13 protein-coding genes are annotated in these 16,331 nt (G+C 58.8%); 6 read left to right on the top strand and 7 right to left on the bottom strand.

Going from position 1 to position 16,331, the window contains the following annotated elements:
* Positions 1-52: 52 nt before the first annotated feature.
* From aat to BGC09_RS15750, 4 genes are all read right to left on the bottom strand, one after another.
* Positions 53-628 (bottom strand): leucyl/phenylalanyl-tRNA--protein transferase, encoded by a 576-nt coding sequence (gene aat, locus BGC09_RS15765; protein ID WP_069805082.1) that lies wholly within the window; start codon positions 626-628, stop codon positions 53-55.
* Between the two features lie 114 nt (positions 629-742).
* The gene (locus BGC09_RS15760; protein WP_069805080.1) at positions 743-1,222 is read right to left on the bottom strand and encodes a DUF4188 domain-containing protein; all 480 of its coding nucleotides are present in this window, start codon (positions 1,220-1,222) and stop codon (positions 743-745) included.
* A gap of 97 nt (positions 1,223-1,319) precedes the next feature.
* Positions 1,320-1,934: a TetR/AcrR family transcriptional regulator gene (locus BGC09_RS15755; protein WP_069805079.1), complete on the bottom strand. Its 615-nt coding sequence runs from the start codon at positions 1,932-1,934 to the stop codon at positions 1,320-1,322.
* A 162-nt stretch (positions 1,935-2,096) separates the two neighbouring features.
* Complete coding sequence (locus tag BGC09_RS15750; RefSeq protein WP_069805077.1) at positions 2,097-3,968, bottom strand: S53 family peptidase; 1,872 nt, start codon at positions 3,966-3,968, stop codon at positions 2,097-2,099.
* A 915-nt stretch (positions 3,969-4,883) separates the two neighbouring features.
* Here BGC09_RS15750 and BGC09_RS15745 point away from each other — a divergent pair.
* Positions 4,884-5,165, top strand: coding sequence for a hypothetical protein (locus BGC09_RS15745; protein WP_069805075.1), 282 nt, complete (start codon positions 4,884-4,886; stop codon positions 5,163-5,165).
* Between the two features lie 333 nt (positions 5,166-5,498).
* Here BGC09_RS15745 and BGC09_RS15740 read toward each other — a convergent pair whose 3' ends face one another.
* The gene (locus BGC09_RS15740) at positions 5,499-5,924 is read right to left on the bottom strand and encodes a hypothetical protein (protein ID WP_069805074.1); all 426 of its coding nucleotides are present in this window, start codon (positions 5,922-5,924) and stop codon (positions 5,499-5,501) included.
* 1,002 nt (positions 5,925-6,926) lie between these two features.
* On the opposite strand from BGC09_RS15740, the gene mnmA reads away from it, so the two are divergent.
* Both mnmA and lepA read left to right on the top strand, forming a co-directional pair.
* Positions 6,927-8,081, top strand: coding sequence for a tRNA 2-thiouridine(34) synthase MnmA (gene mnmA, locus BGC09_RS15735; RefSeq protein ID WP_069805072.1), 1,155 nt, complete (start codon positions 6,927-6,929; stop codon positions 8,079-8,081).
* Complete coding sequence (lepA, locus tag BGC09_RS15730) at positions 8,078-9,892, top strand: translation elongation factor 4 (RefSeq protein ID WP_069805070.1); 1,815 nt, start codon at positions 8,078-8,080, stop codon at positions 9,890-9,892. Before mnmA ends, lepA begins: the two co-directional genes overlap by 4 nt.
* A 216-nt stretch (positions 9,893-10,108) precedes the next feature.
* Here the strand turns inward: lepA and BGC09_RS22595 are convergent, their stop codons facing one another.
* Complete coding sequence (locus BGC09_RS22595; protein ID WP_141727812.1) at positions 10,109-10,321, bottom strand: hypothetical protein; 213 nt, start codon at positions 10,319-10,321, stop codon at positions 10,109-10,111.
* Between the two features lie 463 nt (positions 10,322-10,784).
* On the opposite strand from BGC09_RS22595, the gene BGC09_RS15725 reads away from it, so the two are divergent.
* Entirely contained in the window at positions 10,785-11,231 is a 447-nt protein-coding gene (locus BGC09_RS15725; protein WP_069805068.1) for a cupredoxin domain-containing protein, read from the top strand.
* A 398-nt stretch (positions 11,232-11,629) separates the two neighbouring features.
* Positions 11,630-11,836, top strand: coding sequence for a hypothetical protein (locus tag BGC09_RS15720; RefSeq protein WP_052888583.1), 207 nt, complete (start codon positions 11,630-11,632; stop codon positions 11,834-11,836).
* A 300-nt stretch (positions 11,837-12,136) separates the two neighbouring features.
* Here BGC09_RS15720 and BGC09_RS15715 read toward each other — a convergent pair whose 3' ends face one another.
* Complete coding sequence (locus BGC09_RS15715; RefSeq protein WP_069805066.1) at positions 12,137-13,924, bottom strand: acyl-CoA dehydrogenase family protein; 1,788 nt, start codon at positions 13,922-13,924, stop codon at positions 12,137-12,139.
* 438 nt (positions 13,925-14,362) lie between these two features.
* Between BGC09_RS15715 and BGC09_RS15710 the strand changes: the two genes are divergently transcribed.
* Positions 14,363-16,228, top strand: a complete 1,866-nt coding sequence (locus BGC09_RS15710; RefSeq protein ID WP_069805064.1) for a phospholipid carrier-dependent glycosyltransferase — start codon at positions 14,363-14,365, stop codon at positions 16,226-16,228.
* Positions 16,229-16,331: the final 103 nt, after the last annotated feature.

Below are 16,331 nucleotides of genomic sequence, written 5' to 3'. Positions count from 1 at the left end.
CTTCCTCTCTGCTCTTTGCCTGTGCTTGCTTCTCCTCTTTGCGATTTCTACTCTACCAGGTGCAGGGCAGTTGCAGCGCGTGGCGCAGGCGGCGCTCGTATTCGCGTCGAGGGATCTCGCTGGCCCCCAGGCTTGCCAGGTGAGGGGTCAGAAACTGGACATCGTGAAGGATATAGCCGCGGCTTTTAAGGTGCTCAACGAGTGCTACCAGACAGACCTTCGAGGCATCGGGGGCGCGCGAGAACATGCTTTCGCCCATAAAGGCCCCGCCCAGAGCTACACCGTAGAGACCCCCCACAAGCTGACCGGCGTGCCAGGCCTCGACACTATGGGCTAGACCGAGATGGTGCAGCTCAGTGTAGGTCTGAATAAAGGTTTCGCTAATCCAGGTCTCCTCACGGGCTGCGCAGGCGCGCATCACTTCCGCGAAGGCGCTATCCATGCGGATCTCATAAAGACCTTTGCGTAGGGTAGCGCGTAGAGAACGAGAGACATGCAGCCGCTCGTGTTCGAGGATAGCACGCGGGTCTGGGGCATACCAGTGGATCTGTCCCTGGGAGTCAGCCATAGGAAAGATCCCCCGCGTGTAGGCATAAAGGACAGTCGCGACATCAAGCTGGTCCGCCATCCGGTTGGCCCTCCATGCTGAAGCTAGAGCTGGAGCGCGGGCATTGTGGCAGGCTTGAGCCTGACCTCTTCTCTTGTTTGGGGCCTTGCAATCTATTGTAGCATAGCAGGCTCGCTAGCTTCTGACAAGCCGCCCAGCTGCCGTCGTTTTGCGCCCCACTGCGGAAACGAGCTGACCAGCCTGGCCCAGCCCATAGGGAGGCATATTGTTATAGATGCATTCGTAGGCCCCGGCCTCGACACAATAGGTTTCGTGCCAGATACCAACCGCGCCGCTGCTTCCAACCCGCCGGTTAAAGGCGACCCAGGCCGGCCAGTGCTGAGCATCGCGCTTTCCAGCATAAGCAGCGAGCTGCTCGAAAGAACGCCAGTACTGGACGACCATGCTGATGGGAAAGCCGACGTGAAGATGATAACCGAGCAAGCCAAGCTCGGGCTGCCTCTGAAGCTCCTTGAGCATGCGTGGCATGGCCACAAAGACCGGGAGCCATTTGTAAAGCTGCCAGGGCCGATTGATACGTATGCCGATTAGGAAGACAACAAAGCTGCCTTCGATCTGAGCGGTCATGCGTTGCTTGATGATGGAATGCGCCATTGAAGCTCTCCTTTGTCTGGTAACAACGGCACTCTGTACCTTTCCCGTACAGCTCTCAAAAATCGAACGTTGTTCGGTTATGAGAAGCACAAAAAAATCAGGGGCACTGCAAGCCGGTGATCAGGCCCCGGAGAACCCGCTCGTGCAGATCCTCAAGATCCTGGCCTTCGCTGCTGAGCAGCGTAAGGCGTAGCATCGCCATCCCGTGGACCACAGCCCAGCAGTGGTAAGTCATTTCTCCAAGGCTATAGTCGGGGCGGGGAAGGAAGACGCCCTGGTCGATGCCATCGGCAATGATCTGGCGCAAGAGACTATATGCGCGACTGGCTTCGACGAGACGCAGGGGATCTTGCTCGCCCCTGCTGCTACTAAAGGTGAGCAGGTACTGCTGAGGGAAGGTACGGGCGAAGCCTAGATAGGCCAGTCCTGCTCTAAGCAAGCGCTCGGCAGGTGGCAATTGGGGAGGAATCTTGCTGAGCGTCTCGGCGAGACCTATCAATGTCTTTTCACAGAGAGCAGTCACGATCTCTTCCTTGCTGCCAAAATATTCGTAAAGCGCAGCTGGACTGTATTCGATGCGGCTGGCCAGCTCGCGCATTGATAAAGCCTCCGGTCCCTTCTCGCAGAGGATCTCTTCCGCTGCGCTCACAATGCGCTGTCTGGTGCGAGCACGCCGTCGCTCTCGCGCCTTGCCTGGGTGCTGCTTTTCCATAATTCTAACACCATTTGAAAACTGAACACTGTACGGATAGGATACACGAATACGGTGTTTCTGTCAAGAGGAAGCGGGGGTAGAGAGGGAGAAAGGAGACCTTACTGGTGCAGGAGCAAGGGCAGGAAGCTTTTCTGCAGCCCCTGCCCCTGCTGGCTGCTCTCAGGCCGACTGCAGGCACTGGAGGAGGGCGAAGAAGTTGGGTGAGCCCCAGCCTGTAACGTAGTCCCAGCCGGGGGTAGCGCGGTAGAAGCCGTTATCACCGCTCACAATATCGTTGAAGGGTTGGAAGCTCCCGGGATGGTTAGCCAGCCGGTAGGTGGTCGGTGTGCTGCCGAAGAGGGGCTTCTGCTGCTGGCGCAGGCCCTGGTCCAGCAGAGCCAAACCTGCGGCCCAAATGGGGGCGGCGGCGCTGGTGCCACCGGCTCTCACCCAGCGTCCACTCCAGAAGATGGCGATGTTGTCGGCAGCGGCGGCCACATCGGGGACCTGGCGCAAGCCATTTGGAGCCTGCACGGGAGTAAGATTCGGGGTAAGGATCAGGCCCGCTGTCCCATCGTAATGGCTATTCAGGCCGGGACCGACCTGCCAGGAAGGGCGCTTAAAGAAAGAGGACTGAGTGACGCCTCCGCCGCTCCCCCAATCGTTCTGGCAAACCGATCCGGAGCCGCTCATACGTCCCCACGCCTTTTCGGCAGTACGCACATTATGAGCATTCACCTGCAGAATCGTACCGCCCACAGCGATCGCGTAGGGAATAGCGCTGGGCATCTCCACGAGGGCAAGATTGGGAACACGCTGTGAGAAAGCCCCACAGTCCCCGCTGCTCACCAGCACGGAGATCCCCTCTGCCGCCATAATGCGCAACTCCCGTGCCAGGCTCAGCTGCTCATTGGCGCTGAGAGCACTCTCTGGGGCTCCATAGCTAATGCTGAGCACTGCCACTCGCTTCTCTGCTGCGACGCGCTGGAAAATGGCCAGCATGTCCTGGACCGAGGCCCCCTGAGCCTGATAGACTATCAGGTGAGCCTGTGGGGCCAGGCTGCCCGCCAGCTCGATGTCGAGAGCGGCCTCCCCCTCCCCTGGTCCGGGTGCGACCCTTCCCACAACGTTCTCCACCTCGATGGAAGGGGGCTGGACTCCCGCGCAGGAGAAGTACGTGGCAACATCGTGCGCATCGAACGGCTCATTCAATTCGAGAATGCCGATGCTCATGCCCTGGCCTTGCAGGCCACGCCGATAGAGCTGATCGAACTGGTAGGCGGTGGCTAGCTGGGCGCGTGTCAGCGTCTGCCTGGCTCCATACTTGGCACAACTCCCGGAGCCGCTCGTCACCGCTGGAACCAGCGGTCGGAAGCGCTGCTCTGGCTGGAAGATGCTAAAGGTGCTCAGCCCGATGATCGACTGGATCAGAGAGGCAATGGGGGCTGGCAGGCTCGGCTGGCCGGTGGGCAGGTAGAATCTCTGACTGAGCTGACCGGTCTCCTGAATGTACTGCTGCAGCTGCAGATGCAGGCTACGTTCAATGGTGGCCACCGAAGCCTCGACCTGCAGCGAGGTGGCCAGACTATCGACCCCCAGGATGCGATAGCCCTGGCTGCTAAACCACTGACGCACGCTTTGGATCTGGTCATCGCTAGGACCGAAGGCCTGGCGAATCTGCAGCGGCGTCAGGTAGTGCCCGTAGAGTGGCGAACCAGGCGTATAGATCTGAGTGAGCGTCCGCTCCAGAGCCATGTCATTGTACAGCAAATTGATAGTCAAAGAGAGCACGAGACCCTGGGGGACAGCTTGACCGGGGGGGAGATTGCGGATCATGGGGCGATCGACGATGGCGTGGTTGCCAGGAAGGGGGGCAGGAGCCTGTCTGGTGACGACTGTCGCTGCTGGAGTGGCATGGCGATCAGCCTCTGAAGAACCAGGGCCGGGGAAGAGACAGGCGCTCAGTAGGAGCGCCAGAAGCAGACTAGCCAGGAAGGCACCTCTGCACCTGGGCAGAGAGACTCCAGCTCGAAAGGGGTCACTGCTGCTCATCGGCGATTCTCTCCTCCTAATCGGTCGAGACTGGCCAGTGATTGTCTGCACGACGAGTGGACCTGGCTGGCATGGCCGTGGATCTGGCCGCTCGCCCGAATTCTTCTCACTCAACGTCGGTCATGCCTGGTGAACGTGAGGCCACGAGCAAGCGGCATACACCCATCGGAAAAGCAAGCGGTGTTCCGCTGGTTGGCCAGGCGCTGACAATCATGAGTGTAGCCAAGAGAAGGCAGAGAATGCAGTGAAGTGGCTAACACTGCAGTTGTGAATCTGGCCAGTCCAGAGAAACGGAACAGAGCAAGGTCTAGCAGGGTCTGGCACGGTCTCTGGGGGGCCATCTCTCCCCCTGGACATTCACACCAATCTGTGGTATACTTTGTCTTACCAGGACGGTGCAGAGTTTCAACGGGGAAGACATCAATTACGAGGGTTGCCGCCTATGCACTCAGAGAAAGAGGATGCAAGGGTTACGTCGCGGAAGGCAGGCGTGTCAGCCCGTACTGCCAACGGCTAGCATGCATACACACTGGGGAGGTTCGGCCCTGGTGTTTTTTATTTCTCTTATCACGGTCAACATGCACTCATCACCAGACTCTACGCAGATTCTTCACATGATTGCGTCGTGGGAATGTCTCCCAGGCGCAGGTGGCCTCCGTATCTGATTGCGAAGAGAAGTGAGTGGGCCAGTGTTGGTAGCTGATCGTCCCTCTGCTCCGGGGCGAGACTTCGCGTGAAAGGAGGGTGAGACACGCTCTCGGGCCATCAGCCCTTGTGCATTGAGAACATTGCTGATGGGATTGGGATAGACCATACCTATTGGCATGAGCTGTTGTCCACGCCTCGTGAGGCAGTTACCGTTGATCTGTCTGCGAAGTAAGTGGTGCTTGCTATACCTGAAGGAGAGTACCGACCGTGAATTCAAGCATGATCAGCAAGATCGCTAAAGCCAAGCGCTATGCGGAAGAGCCGGAGCGTATCCAGTTCACACGCTTCGAGGCCAAGTTTCGTGGCGAGAACGATGTCCATACCACCAATTATGATCATGGGGTCTGGAGCTGTACCTGCCGTTTCTTCCAGGACTGGGGGCATTGTTCGCATACTATGGCCATGCAACGTGTGCTGGGCGTAACAATCCCGGCTGAACATCGCCAGGGTATTTCCGCCGGGCTGAATACTGGTCCCTTGATGCACTAGGGCCAGCCAGGACAGGGGGCAGAGCAACGCGAGCTTTGCATGTGCACAGCTCTTTCCCCGCTCGGTCGTCTGGCTGCAGGCGGCTGTGCGGCCTCTGGGCAAGCCATTCAGGATAAGGGTGAGATATCCTCGACACCGAAGAAGAAGAAAAAGAAGAAGCACTGAGGAGAGGAGGAAAGACCTCGGTGCTTCTGTTCTTTTCTCTGCGCTGGAGAGCTGAGTGGATCGGCGTGCGCCTTGTTCTGGAGGGAGCAACGACTTCCCTATCGCCTTTGCTCCCCGGCCTGCCAGGTGGGGGTGCGCACGCGATGGGGGGAGCGCTGCTGTTCTGTTCTAGCCGCCGAGAGCTGGCACGAAATGGAGAATAATCAAGGTTGCGAACATGATAGCTGCCAGGATCACAATCATCACCAGATCGCGGCGGACATAAGCGTAGTGCTCAGGGGTCACTAAGGCGGCGCTGCGCTGAGCGGCCCGGCCTGCCTGACGACGAGCAGCCAGCTTGCCAGCGGCGCTGACCGGACGAGAAGTTTCGGCAGGAACCGCCGTCTGTTCCCGCGTATGTGTTTCCGCGGGACGAGTCTGGGCGACGGCGGTGCTCGAGGTGTTCTGCTGGCTCGGTGAGGCTGCGGCGCCTTCCAGGGTAGAAACCCTGCTTTGTTTCTGCTCTCCCTGCCCTGCCTGGCGAACCAGCTCGATGTGCTTCTGCGCGCGGGCCTTCTGCCGTGTCCCGCTGCGTGCACCTGCTTTCTTTGCCATGCTGACTCACTCCTGCTTACACGGGCCTGCTGCCGCAGCCTGGGGTCTCTCGGAGCCTGCTAACAAGGTATGCTGCGGTCGGCGCGGCGCCGCAAGATCTTCACTTCAGCCAAGGCGGCTGCTCTTCCGTTACTGATCTGCCTTGCTCCCCAGCTCGGCTTTCGTGAGCGCGACGAGCCTGGCTCGATCCGCTCTCCTGCCGCTGAGTCGAGCTTGCCCGGGTATCGATCGATCCTTCCCGGCAGCCAGTTGCTGCCAGGTCTGTTGACGTTGCGCCTATTATACACGATGGCAGCCCTCTCGTCGAGGGGGGCTTGCAGCAAGCATGACTGGCCGAAGCGCGCTGGCGAATGGCTCCATCCATTTGACAAGGGCGGCAACCTGTGCTACGCTGAGCGAAAGCAAAGGGCGCTCCTAAAGTGTCGACCACGCACGTTCTCTGAAGAGCCGGTTCGGGCGAGAAGACTGAGATGAGGCGAGCCATAGACAGTCCGAGGTCCGGGCGGCTAAGCTGGAAGACAAGGCGAGGAAGCCGCTCCGTCGCTGGCAGGCCAAAGACCCACTCCGGGATGCTTCCCCAGTTCCAGACCCTGGAAGCTCTGGCTGCGGCCAACCTTCGGGGTATGAGCGGAAACGGGCCAGAGCAGATGGCCGGCTGGCAACAGAGGCGAGGGGAGCGGTTCAAGAGCGTCCGCGCGGGCCCGTAAGGGGGTCCTGGAAGGGAGGAAGGGAAGGATCATAGCGTTTGTGCTGGACGTGTGGAAGTCCCGAAGAGCAAGCGCTCCGGATTCCATAGTGGCCCTGCGCGTGCCTGTGGATCGTCTCGGGTGGAGACAGTGAATGGGATATCGTGGAGGCATTGGGTCGCTTGCTCTGGCGGACAGATGCAGTAGATGTATACGGATAGATAAAAGGAGGAAGTGGCGCCTTCTCCCCAGGTGGAAACGCTGGGGCATCCGGCGCCGCGTAGTTTGGTGAGAGTAGCGGGAGGGGAGCAGCAGTATGGCGAGGATTGTCGTTGCCATGAGTGGGGGCGTGGATAGCTCAGTGGCGGCTGCCCTTCTCAAGGAACAGGGGCATGAGGTCATCGGCATCATGCTGCGCCTCTGGGCCGAGCCTGGCAATGAGGAGGATGACGGCGTTGAGCGCGTGGTGCAGAACAAGTGTTGCTCGCTAGAGGCGGTTGACGATGCCCGGCGCGTTGCTCGCCTACTTGACATTCCCTTCTATCTGATGAATGTCGAGCAGGAATTTAAGGATCAGGTCGTCGACTACTTTTATCGCGAGTATGTAGCTGGCCACACCCCTAATCCCTGTCTGGTCTGCAATCGCTTTATTCGTTTCACCGTGCTCTTGAGGCGAGCGCTGGCACTAGAGGCAGACTATCTGGCCACTGGCCATTATGCACGAGTTGAGCGTGATCCCCTGACGGGGAAGTATCGCTTGTTAAGAGCGGTTGATCGGCAGAAGGATCAGTCCTATGTACTGCATGTCCTGAACCAGGAACAGCTTGCGCACGCCTGTTTTCCCCTGGGGGCCTACACCAAGGAGCAGGTGAGGGCGATGGCGGCGGAGCGCGGTCTGCCTGTGGCCAGCAAGCCAGAAAGCCAGGAAATCTGCTTTGTGGCGCGCGACGACTACCGGGGCTTTATCCAGCGCTATGCGGTCAGCGAGGTTGCCGCTGAGGTTGCCGTAGCCGGAGGTCAGCGCAGCAGTTTCCTGCCGGTTCCGCGTCCTGGTCCGATCTATGACCGTGAAGGCAATCTCCTCGGGCAGCATCGGGGTCTGGCCTTTTACACCATTGGGCAGCGGCGTGGTCTGGGAGTGACCTCATCTCGTCCGCTCCATGTGCTCAAGATTGACACTGAGCGCAATGCCCTGATTGTTGGCCCGGCAGAGGCTCTGGAGCGTACCAGTTTTACTGTTCACTCCATGCACTATATCAGCGGCGACGTACCAACGGAACCATTTGAAGCAGCGGTCCGCATCCGTTACAAGGCCAGCGAGCAGCGAGCGTGGGTGAGGCCGCTAGAGGGCCGGCGCGCCCTTGTCACACTGGAGCAGCCGGTGCGGGCTGTCACGCCAGGACAGGGCGCAGTCTTCTACGGCGGCGCTGATGGCGATGAAGTGTTGTGCGGAGGCATCATTGAAGCATGACGGATCAAGCCCATATTCGTAACTTCTGCATCATTGCGCACATTGATCATGGCAAATCGACCCTGGCCGACCGTCTTCTGGAATACACCGGTACCATTTCCAGCCGCGAGATGACCGAGCAAGTGCTCGACCAGATGGAGCTAGAGCGGGAGCGGGGCATTACCATCAAAGCTCAGGCCGTACGCATGCTCTATACAGCGCGCAATGGTGAGCAGTACGAGCTGAACCTGATCGATACACCAGGACACGTTGACTTCACCTACGAGGTTTCGCGCAGCCTGGCCGCCTGTGAGGGGGCCTTACTCGTCATTGATGCCACGCAGGGAATCGAAGCCCAGACCCTGGCCAATCTCTATCTCGCCCTGGAGGCGGACCTCACCATTATCCCGGTCATTAACAAGATCGATCTTCCGAGTGCTGATCCTGAGCGGGTGCGTCAGGAGGTCGAAGAGGTCATCGGCCTGCCTGCCAGCGAGTGCCTCCTGGCTTCAGCGAAGGAAGGGATCGGCGTTGCCGAGATTCTGGAGGCTATTGTCGAGCGTGTTCCGCCGCCGCATGGCAACCTTGGGCGTCCCTTACGGGCGCTGGTCTTCGACTCGCACTATGATAGCTACAAAGGGGTCATCGCCTACGTTCGCATCGTAGATGGAAGTGTGCGCGTTGGTGATCGCATTGCTCTGATGGCCACCGGCAGCGTTACTGAAGTCATTGAAGCTGGCTACTTTCAGCCGCGCATGGTCTCAACCCAGCTGCTCAGTGCCGGTGAGGTTGGCTATCTGGCCACGGGCTTCAAAAACGTCAAAGATTGTCGAGTTGGCGACACGGCTACCGTGCCCGAGGCCCTGGGCGAGATTGAGCCGCTACCGGGTTACAAACCGGCCAAGCCGATGGTTTTCGCCGGCTTTTACCCGGTGGATAGCGATGACTACCCGCTGCTGCGCGAGGCCCTGGAGCGGTTGCAGCTCAATGATGCTTCGCTCTCCTTCGAGCCAGAGACCTCGGCGGCTCTCGGCTTTGGTTTTCGCTGTGGGTTCCTGGGTCTGCTCCATATGGAGATCATCCAGGAGCGGCTGGAGCGCGAGTATGGCTTGCGTATTCTGGCTACGGCGCCCAATGTGGAATATTATGTCACGAAGCGTGGCGGAGACATCGTCAAGGTGGATAACCCCTCGGCCTTTCCCCCGCCTGGCGAGATCGAGAAGATTGAGGAGCCGTGGGTGGAGCTGTCAATTTTCTCACCGGCCCGCTATATCGGCCCGATTATGGAGCTGGTCACTGCCCGGCGTGGCGTCTTCAAGGAGATGAAATACATTGAGGCCGATCGTGTCCTGCTGACATACAGCATGCCCCTGGCCGAGTTGATCGTGGACTTCCACGATCAGCTCAAGTCGCGGACGCAGGGCTATGCCTCTCTGGACTACAGCTTTGCCGGCTACCGCGAGGCTGATCTGGTAAAGTTGGACATTTTGGTGAACGGACAGCCAGTCGACGCGCTCTCCATCATTGTCCATCGCAGTGAAGCTTATCGCCGGGGGCGTGCACTGGTCGAGAAACTCCACAAACTGATCCCCCGTCAGCTCTTCGAGGTGCCAATCCAGGCGGCTATTGGTTCGCGCGTCATCGCGCGTGAGACCATCAAGGCTCTGCGCAAGGATGTCCTGGCCAAGTGCTACGGAGGCGATGTCACACGCAAGAGGAAGCTGTTGGAGAAGCAGAAGGAGGGTAAGAAGCGTATGAAGATGGTAGGCAGTGTTGAGATTCCCCAGGAAGCCTTCATGGCGGTGCTCTCGCTGAAAGAGGACGGGGAGTAGGAGAGGGATGGAAGAAGGGTATAATCCCCCAAAAATAAAAGGACGGGGCATAAATAGATCTTACGTATGCCCCGCATACCCTCTGTTTACGCCTGCCAGGACCCGACGGTCACCCCGTCGTCGCGACCGCACATAAGCCTCGCAGTTACAGCGGTTGTCAGATCGATGGCGCAGCGCTCAGAGGCTCGGATAGCCCGCTTTTACGGGCGCTCCTAGTCAATTTGGAACACCATCCCTAAGAGGCGTATCGGTTTCTTCATCTGCATACAACCTCCTTTCGGGATTCCAAGCAAAGCCTGCGCCTTGTGCCAGGGTCGTTCCCTGGAAATGTTCCCTGCCAGGAACACCTAGAGTATACCATGTTGTTTCACGGAAGTCAAGGAGGGCCTGGGCAAGAAGGGGTAGCTTGTTGAAAATTTGCAAAATCAATGTCAGGCTGCTTGTAGCGGTCCTGCTATTCAAGAAGCCTGAAAAGCTGGAGAAAGATAATGAAGGTGGGGCCGGTCGGACCGACTTCTCCTGTAGCGCCTATCGAGGCTACTGGCGGCCTCTCTGCCGCTCGCGCTCGGGTGTAAAAGCGGGGCCTGGCTTCTGTTCGTGACGAGCTAGCGGCTGGGCCAAAGGGGGGAGGAGCGGGGGTAGCGATTGCTGCTGGGATGCTGCTCTTTGCAGTTGAGCTAATAGATCAGGTAAATACCCGACGCAATATCGGGTATTTGCCGGATTTGCAGGGGCTGCGAGTCGCCGTATCATATTCCCGAAAGCAAGAAGAGCCGAGAGACAGAGAGAGCGTTACCTCTAGCTCCACTAGCCAGGGGCTACAGCGCTCTATTGTGCGTGCAGATTGTTCTGCTTTCGGCATCGGCTAGGATTGAGAGGCTACAAGGTTGCTATGGAGCAGAAACCTCTACGCTTGCTGTGGCTGGTGTTGACGGCGCTGGCGCTGGTGAGCCTGCTGCTGGTGGCCTGTACGCGGCCTGGAACGACCAGCTCGACTGCGGCCAATGCAAACAGCAGCGGTAGTTCTTCGGCGGCGAGCAGTGCCAGTGGGGGGAACACGGTGAAGATGGATGCCGCGAACTTCGAGGTCTCCTCTATCACCATTAAAAAGGGCGAATCGATTACGCTTGTCAATACTGTCGCTGTACCACACATTATTCAGAACGGCTCATGGGTCAACGGGACTGCCAAGCCTGGAATCGAGGCCGGTGCTCCCAAGATCGATGTGCAGTTCAGCGGCAACGATACCAAGCAAATTGGCCCTTTCACCACCGCTGGTACATTTAAGCTCTACTGTACGATCCACCAGGGGATGAACTTGACGGTGATCGTCAAGTAGACGTGCCTTACGACAGGGGAGGAGGTTGAGGGTGGCAGGCGACGTCATGAGATGAGGCTTCCCCCACTCCTCCTCTCGAGAAGAGCTGGCAGTTTGGAATTTTTGCAGATAGGAATGTCGGTAGCCCCTTTATACCGTTTTTGGCGCCAGACGTATCATAGAAATGGAGACTATGAATAAAGTCGGCGGTGGTGCGGGGGCTGCAACCTGTTTCGGCGTTCACACGTATTTTGTTGAGGAGCGAGAATCTCTATCGGAGGAGTCTCAGCTGGTTCCGCTCTGCTGTCATGTGGGCTGGTGAGATAGCTTGAGACTGGCGAAGCTCCGGTTTTTATTTCTTGGCTTGTGATGGACTTGCTTGCTGTCAGACTCAGTTCTTGATCGAGAGGTGACACGCCATGTCAACGGTAGCTGCAACTGAAGATCCCAGGCTCCATCGTGCTCTAGAGCTACTTGGCGGCTCGATCGATCCCGAAATCGAGCAGTCCTTCTCTTCCCTAGAGGAACGCATTCTGGCCCAGGCTCTGGAGAATGTGGAACGGGCTGAGTGGCGCTTGCGTGAGATCCAGCGTCTGGTTGGGGAGCGCGACGGCGTGTTGGCCTGAGTGAGTACTTGCGATTGCCCTCTCTCGGGTCTCCAGAGGCCCCGTCGCGCCTCGCCTTTTTCCCCCGTTGTCTGACTGAGACCGCCGGGCCTGCCTTGAAGGGCAGGTGGAGGCAGAGGTTTTTATCTCTGTGTCTTGTCCCGTTCTTCTGTGAGCTTCACTCTCTCCTTTGTCTGTTCTTCGTTCTTCTCCAGCTACGGAGATCGTCTATGGTCACCTGTCTGCCGTTGCGATGCCGGCCCTTCTATGCCGGTCCCGCATCGACGCCGGGCCGGCATCGCTGAAGGCTTTTCCTCTTTTTTAGGTTCCCTGCCGGAAGCGTACGGCTCCCTGAATCAGGACCTCAAACTGCTCCAGCGGTCGGCGATCGTTGTCCGCCTGCCAACCGTCGGGGTGAGGCTGCAGATGACGCCGCATAAAGAGTTCGGCGACCAGCCGCTGCCGTGGGCCACCTCGCTGTGAGGTCCTGCGGCTGGTAGCGGCCTGCTCTAGCAAGAGCATGGCGATGGTGACTTGAGCCAGCCGCTCGACCAGGCCACGTAGGGGGAGCTGGGCGCTGTCAGGATCAAGGGTCATCAGGGCCTCGAAGCGGCTGGCAAGGTGCTGCAGGCTGGTCTGTAGATCGTGAACACTCTCAGCCAGCTCAGGGTCCTGAAGGGCACGCAGTCGCTCCTCTAGCCAGGTGAAGAGCTGCTGGTGGCTTCCCTCACGGCTCATGGCCCGGGCGACATCGAGGACGATGACGTTGCTGGCTCCTTCCCAGATGGCGTTAACGATGGCATCGCGCAGCAGGCGGGGATTCACCCAATCCTCAACATAGCCGTTGCCTCCCCGCATCTCCAGGGCTTCCAGGGTAACGTACTCACCCCGCTTAGGGATATAGTATTTGCACAGAGGCGTCAAGATGCGCAGCAGGCGGCGATCTTCCTCGCGTCCGTAGCGGTCAACTCGTTCCAGAACCGCCGTCGTTTCGAAGGCCAGCGCGGCACAGCCTTCGACTTCGAGGAGGAGATCGACCAGTTGGCGTCGCATGAGAGGGTGGTCACAGAGGCGGCGCCCGAAGACGATGCGTCCGTGGGCGTGCACCGTGGCCTCTAGCAGGCTGCGCCGCATGGCGGCCAGGGAACCAATGGCTGCCCAGATACGTGTCAGGTTGATCATCTCGGTCATCTGGACGAAGCCACGTTCCAAAGCGCCAACCTGATAGGCCAGCGCTCCCTCCAGGGTTACCTCGCCTGTGGCTAGTGAGCGGGTGCCCAGTTTCTCCTTTAAGCGGTTAATGGTGTAGGCGTTGCGCCTCCCATCGGGCAGACGACGGGGTACCAGGAAGAGGCCCAGACCCCGTGTTCCGGCTGGGGCGCCGCTGGGACGGGCCAGGGTGAGAATCAGGTCGGCGGAGACGTTGGAGCAAAACCATTTCTCTCCCCAAAGCTGCCATTGGGGCCACGACTCGGCCTCGTTCTGGCTGCTGCCCTCGTTGATCTCGTGCCGACGGGCTATGGTGGCAGTCTGGCCGACGTCTGAGCCCCCCTGCTTCTCCGTTAAGAACATGGCCCCTTGCTGGAGCTGGTCCAGGCTGAGGGCCGTCAGATGAGGAAGAAAGCGCTGCTTGAGGAATTCATCGCCGTAGCGCTCCAAAACACGGGCCAGGGCATCGGTCATGGAAACAGGACAGAAGACGCCCGCTTCGGCTTGCATGCCAAGATAGGCCAGGGCGAATTTAATGGGCTGAGGAACATGCCCCGGCCAGCCCAGAGCGCCCTCGCGATGAGTGCAGGCGGCAATGGCAAAATCCTGGTAGGCAATGCGTTCAAGTTCATGATAGGCTGGGTGAAAGGTGACTTCGTCGATACGCTGACCACGCCGGTCGTACTGACGCAGCACCGGCCCGTGTCGGTCGGCAATGGCTGCCAGTTCATCCATGCGCTCGGAAGCCACTGCTCCCATGCTCAGAAGCAGTGGCTGGGCACGCTCGTAGTCCTCGAAAGAGAGGTGACGCTGGAGTAATTGCTCCAGGATGGGGTCAGCCTCGTAAAAGTTTATGCCTTCGGTGCCGGGCATCAGGCTCTGCTCGTCCAGTGCAGGCACTCGTGGCCTCCTTTCCGCTTCGCTGCTTGTGATGAGGATGCTGATTTTTTTCACTCCCTCCTCCCTCCCATAGGCAGTGTAGCATATCCGCGGGCGTTGGGGGAGTGAAGCTGAAGCGGCGCCTGTTGCCTGACTGCCAGAGCTGTGGTATCCTTTAGACAGAGAGCAGTGATGCTGCCATTTTGCGGAAGGAGTCCGACTATGTTCACCAGCATCTCCCCTCGACTTCTGGCGCCACTCGGGATCATCGCTTTAAGCAATAGCTCTCGATGCTTTGCGGCCCCACCATCGGTAGTCGTTCCCTCTCTCTTGACCACCGCCGGCAATCCTCCTATACTAGAGGCCACAACCACAGGAAAAAGACGATAGCTTGCTGTAGTAGGCAGCGGTGACAATAGATGGTGCATCTTTGCTAGAGAGAGACGACAGAGGCGCTCCGTGAAGCTTGTTATTCGCTGGCGTCCACTTGCGCTGATCGCCTTGACGGTGCTCGGCTTAGCGCTTCGCCTCTATGGTCTGAATTGGGATGATGGTAATAGTTTCCATCCCGATGAGCGCGAGATTCTCTTTCACGTGGTGGCGATCGCTCGGCCCACCAGCTGGGCCCAGTTTCTGGACGCCGCTCACTCTCCTCTGAATCCACAGTTCTTTGCTTACGGCTCGTTCCCGATCTATCTGCTGGCTGCGGTGGGCACGGTCCTGAAGCCGTTCTTCCCCGCTCTGGCAAATTTTGCCGCGCTCACACTGTTAGGCCGCGTGATTTCGGCCCTCTTTGATAGTGGGACCATTGCGCTCACCGCTCTGTTGGCGCTCTTCTTGGTGGAAGACGAACAGCCGGGCCGGCCTCGCTCCTGGGTGGTGGCTTTGCTGACTGCCGCCTTGATGGTGTTTACTCCCCTGCAGTTACAGCTCTCACATTTTTATGCCGTCGATACCATTCTGGTCTTTTTTGTCACTCTCACCGTGCTGGCATGTGTAGCTCTGGTCAAAAGTGAGCGGCCACTCCGCTGGGCACTCCTGGCCGGTGTGGGCTATGGCCTGGCGCTCGCGACTAAGTTTAGCGCGGCTCCCTTGATCGTGCCTCTGGCGCTGGCTTTTGGACTGCGTTGGTGGCGTCAAGGCTCCCTGCATGGCTGGGGTCTGTTTGCACTCTCGCTGGCCACGACTGGACTGGTCTTCTTTGTGACCATGCCCTATGCTTTGCTCGATGCGCGGGACTTTCTCCAGCAGGTCTCGTTTCAGGGGGACCTGGCCCGCGGTCTGATCGATCTGCCCTATGTGCGCCAGTTCGCTGGTACGACCCCCTATCTTTACGAGCTGCAGAATATGGTCCTGTGGGGCCAGGGCCTGACATTGGGTCTGGCGGCCCTGGCTGGCTTGCTCTGGCTCTGTTGGTATCTGCTCAGACACCGCCTGCTCTCAGCCTGGCTGGTTCCGCTCTCCTGGATCGTGATCTACGGCGCTATTACGGGCAGTTTCTACGTCAAGTTTATGCGCTATATGCTGCCGCTCTATCCTTTCCTCGCCTTGCTGGCCGCGCTTCTGTTGCTGCAGCTTCAGGATTGGCTGGAGCGCTGGCTAACGAGCAGCCGGGTCCAGGTCCAGGATAAGGCTGGAATGGGCCGCGGGCACCTGGCGGGCGTTGTTGGCTATGGACTAGTGGGGGTGGTTTTGGCTGGCACGATCTTTCAGGGGCTGGCTTTGTTGAATGTATATAGCGAGCCAAATACGCGAGTAATGGCTTCGCGCTGGATTTATGCGCATCTGCCACCGGGCAGTGTGTTGACCTACGAGCAGTGGGATGATCCTTTACCTGTGCCGGTTGATGGGCACGATCCCGGTCTCTATCGGCAGGCAACCTATTTGAACGCTGCTGGCCAGCCTCAAACTGGCCTGGATCTCTATGGAGATGATACACCGCAGAAGGCCTGTACCCTGGCCAGGCTCTTGCCGACAATCGATGCGATTACGATGCCTACTGATCGCCTCGACAAGTCGATCCCGCGCTTGCCTGCACGCTATCCGCTCACGATTCGCTACTATCAGCTTCTGTTTAGTGAACAGCTGGGTTTCCGTCTGGCTGCTCAGTTTGTGGTGCGTCCGCATCTCTTTGGTATTACGCTCGACGACAGCGGAGCCGATGAGAGTTATTCGGTCTTTGACCATCCGGTCGCTCGCGTCTTTGTGCGTGATACTCCCTATCCGTATACGCCGCAACAGCTCTTTGAGAAGCTCGTGGCTGGAGTGCACTGGCCCCAGCCCCAGCCTGTCAGTTCGCTGAGCTGTGCCTTCTCGACGCCTTAGTCAACGTTGGGTTCTCTATCCTCCCAGGGTGAGGCCGCTTGCGGGACAGAATGGGCGCTAGATTCGTTGGTAATTGGAGACAGTGAGAGCTGCTGAGGGGCCT

Origin of the sequence: Thermogemmatispora onikobensis, assembly GCF_001748285.1 — a bacterium.
Lineage (GTDB): Bacteria > Chloroflexota > Ktedonobacteria > Ktedonobacterales > Ktedonobacteraceae > Thermogemmatispora > Thermogemmatispora onikobensis.
Note: the sequence above shows the minus strand (reverse complement) of the source record. Positions and strands in the feature narration are given on the sequence as shown.

What these genes read in the sequence shown, in the direction of transcription:
- BGC09_RS15725 (WP_069805068.1), top strand. Translation starts at nt 10,785, where the DNA reads ATGGAGCAGAAACCTCTACGCTTGCTGTGGCTGGTGTTGACGGCGCTG.
- lepA (WP_069805070.1), top strand. Translation starts at nt 8,078, where the DNA reads ATGACGGATCAAGCCCATATTCGTAACTTCTGCATCATTGCGCACATT.
- BGC09_RS15755 (WP_069805079.1), bottom strand. Translation starts at nt 1,934, where the DNA reads ATGGAAAAGCAGCACCCAGGCAAGGCGCGAGAGCGACGGCGTGCTCGC.
- aat (WP_069805082.1), bottom strand. Translation starts at nt 628, where the DNA reads ATGGCGGACCAGCTTGATGTCGCGACTGTCCTTTATGCCTACACGCGG.
- mnmA (WP_069805072.1), top strand. Translation starts at nt 6,927, where the DNA reads ATGGCGAGGATTGTCGTTGCCATGAGTGGGGGCGTGGATAGCTCAGTG.
- BGC09_RS15740 (WP_069805074.1), bottom strand. Translation starts at nt 5,924, where the DNA reads ATGGCAAAGAAAGCAGGTGCACGCAGCGGGACACGGCAGAAGGCCCGC.
- BGC09_RS15760 (WP_069805080.1), bottom strand. Translation starts at nt 1,222, where the DNA reads ATGGCGCATTCCATCATCAAGCAACGCATGACCGCTCAGATCGAAGGC.
- BGC09_RS15720 (WP_052888583.1), top strand. Translation starts at nt 11,630, where the DNA reads ATGTCAACGGTAGCTGCAACTGAAGATCCCAGGCTCCATCGTGCTCTA.
- BGC09_RS15750 (WP_069805077.1), bottom strand. Translation starts at nt 3,968, where the DNA reads ATGAGCAGCAGTGACCCCTTTCGAGCTGGAGTCTCTCTGCCCAGGTGC.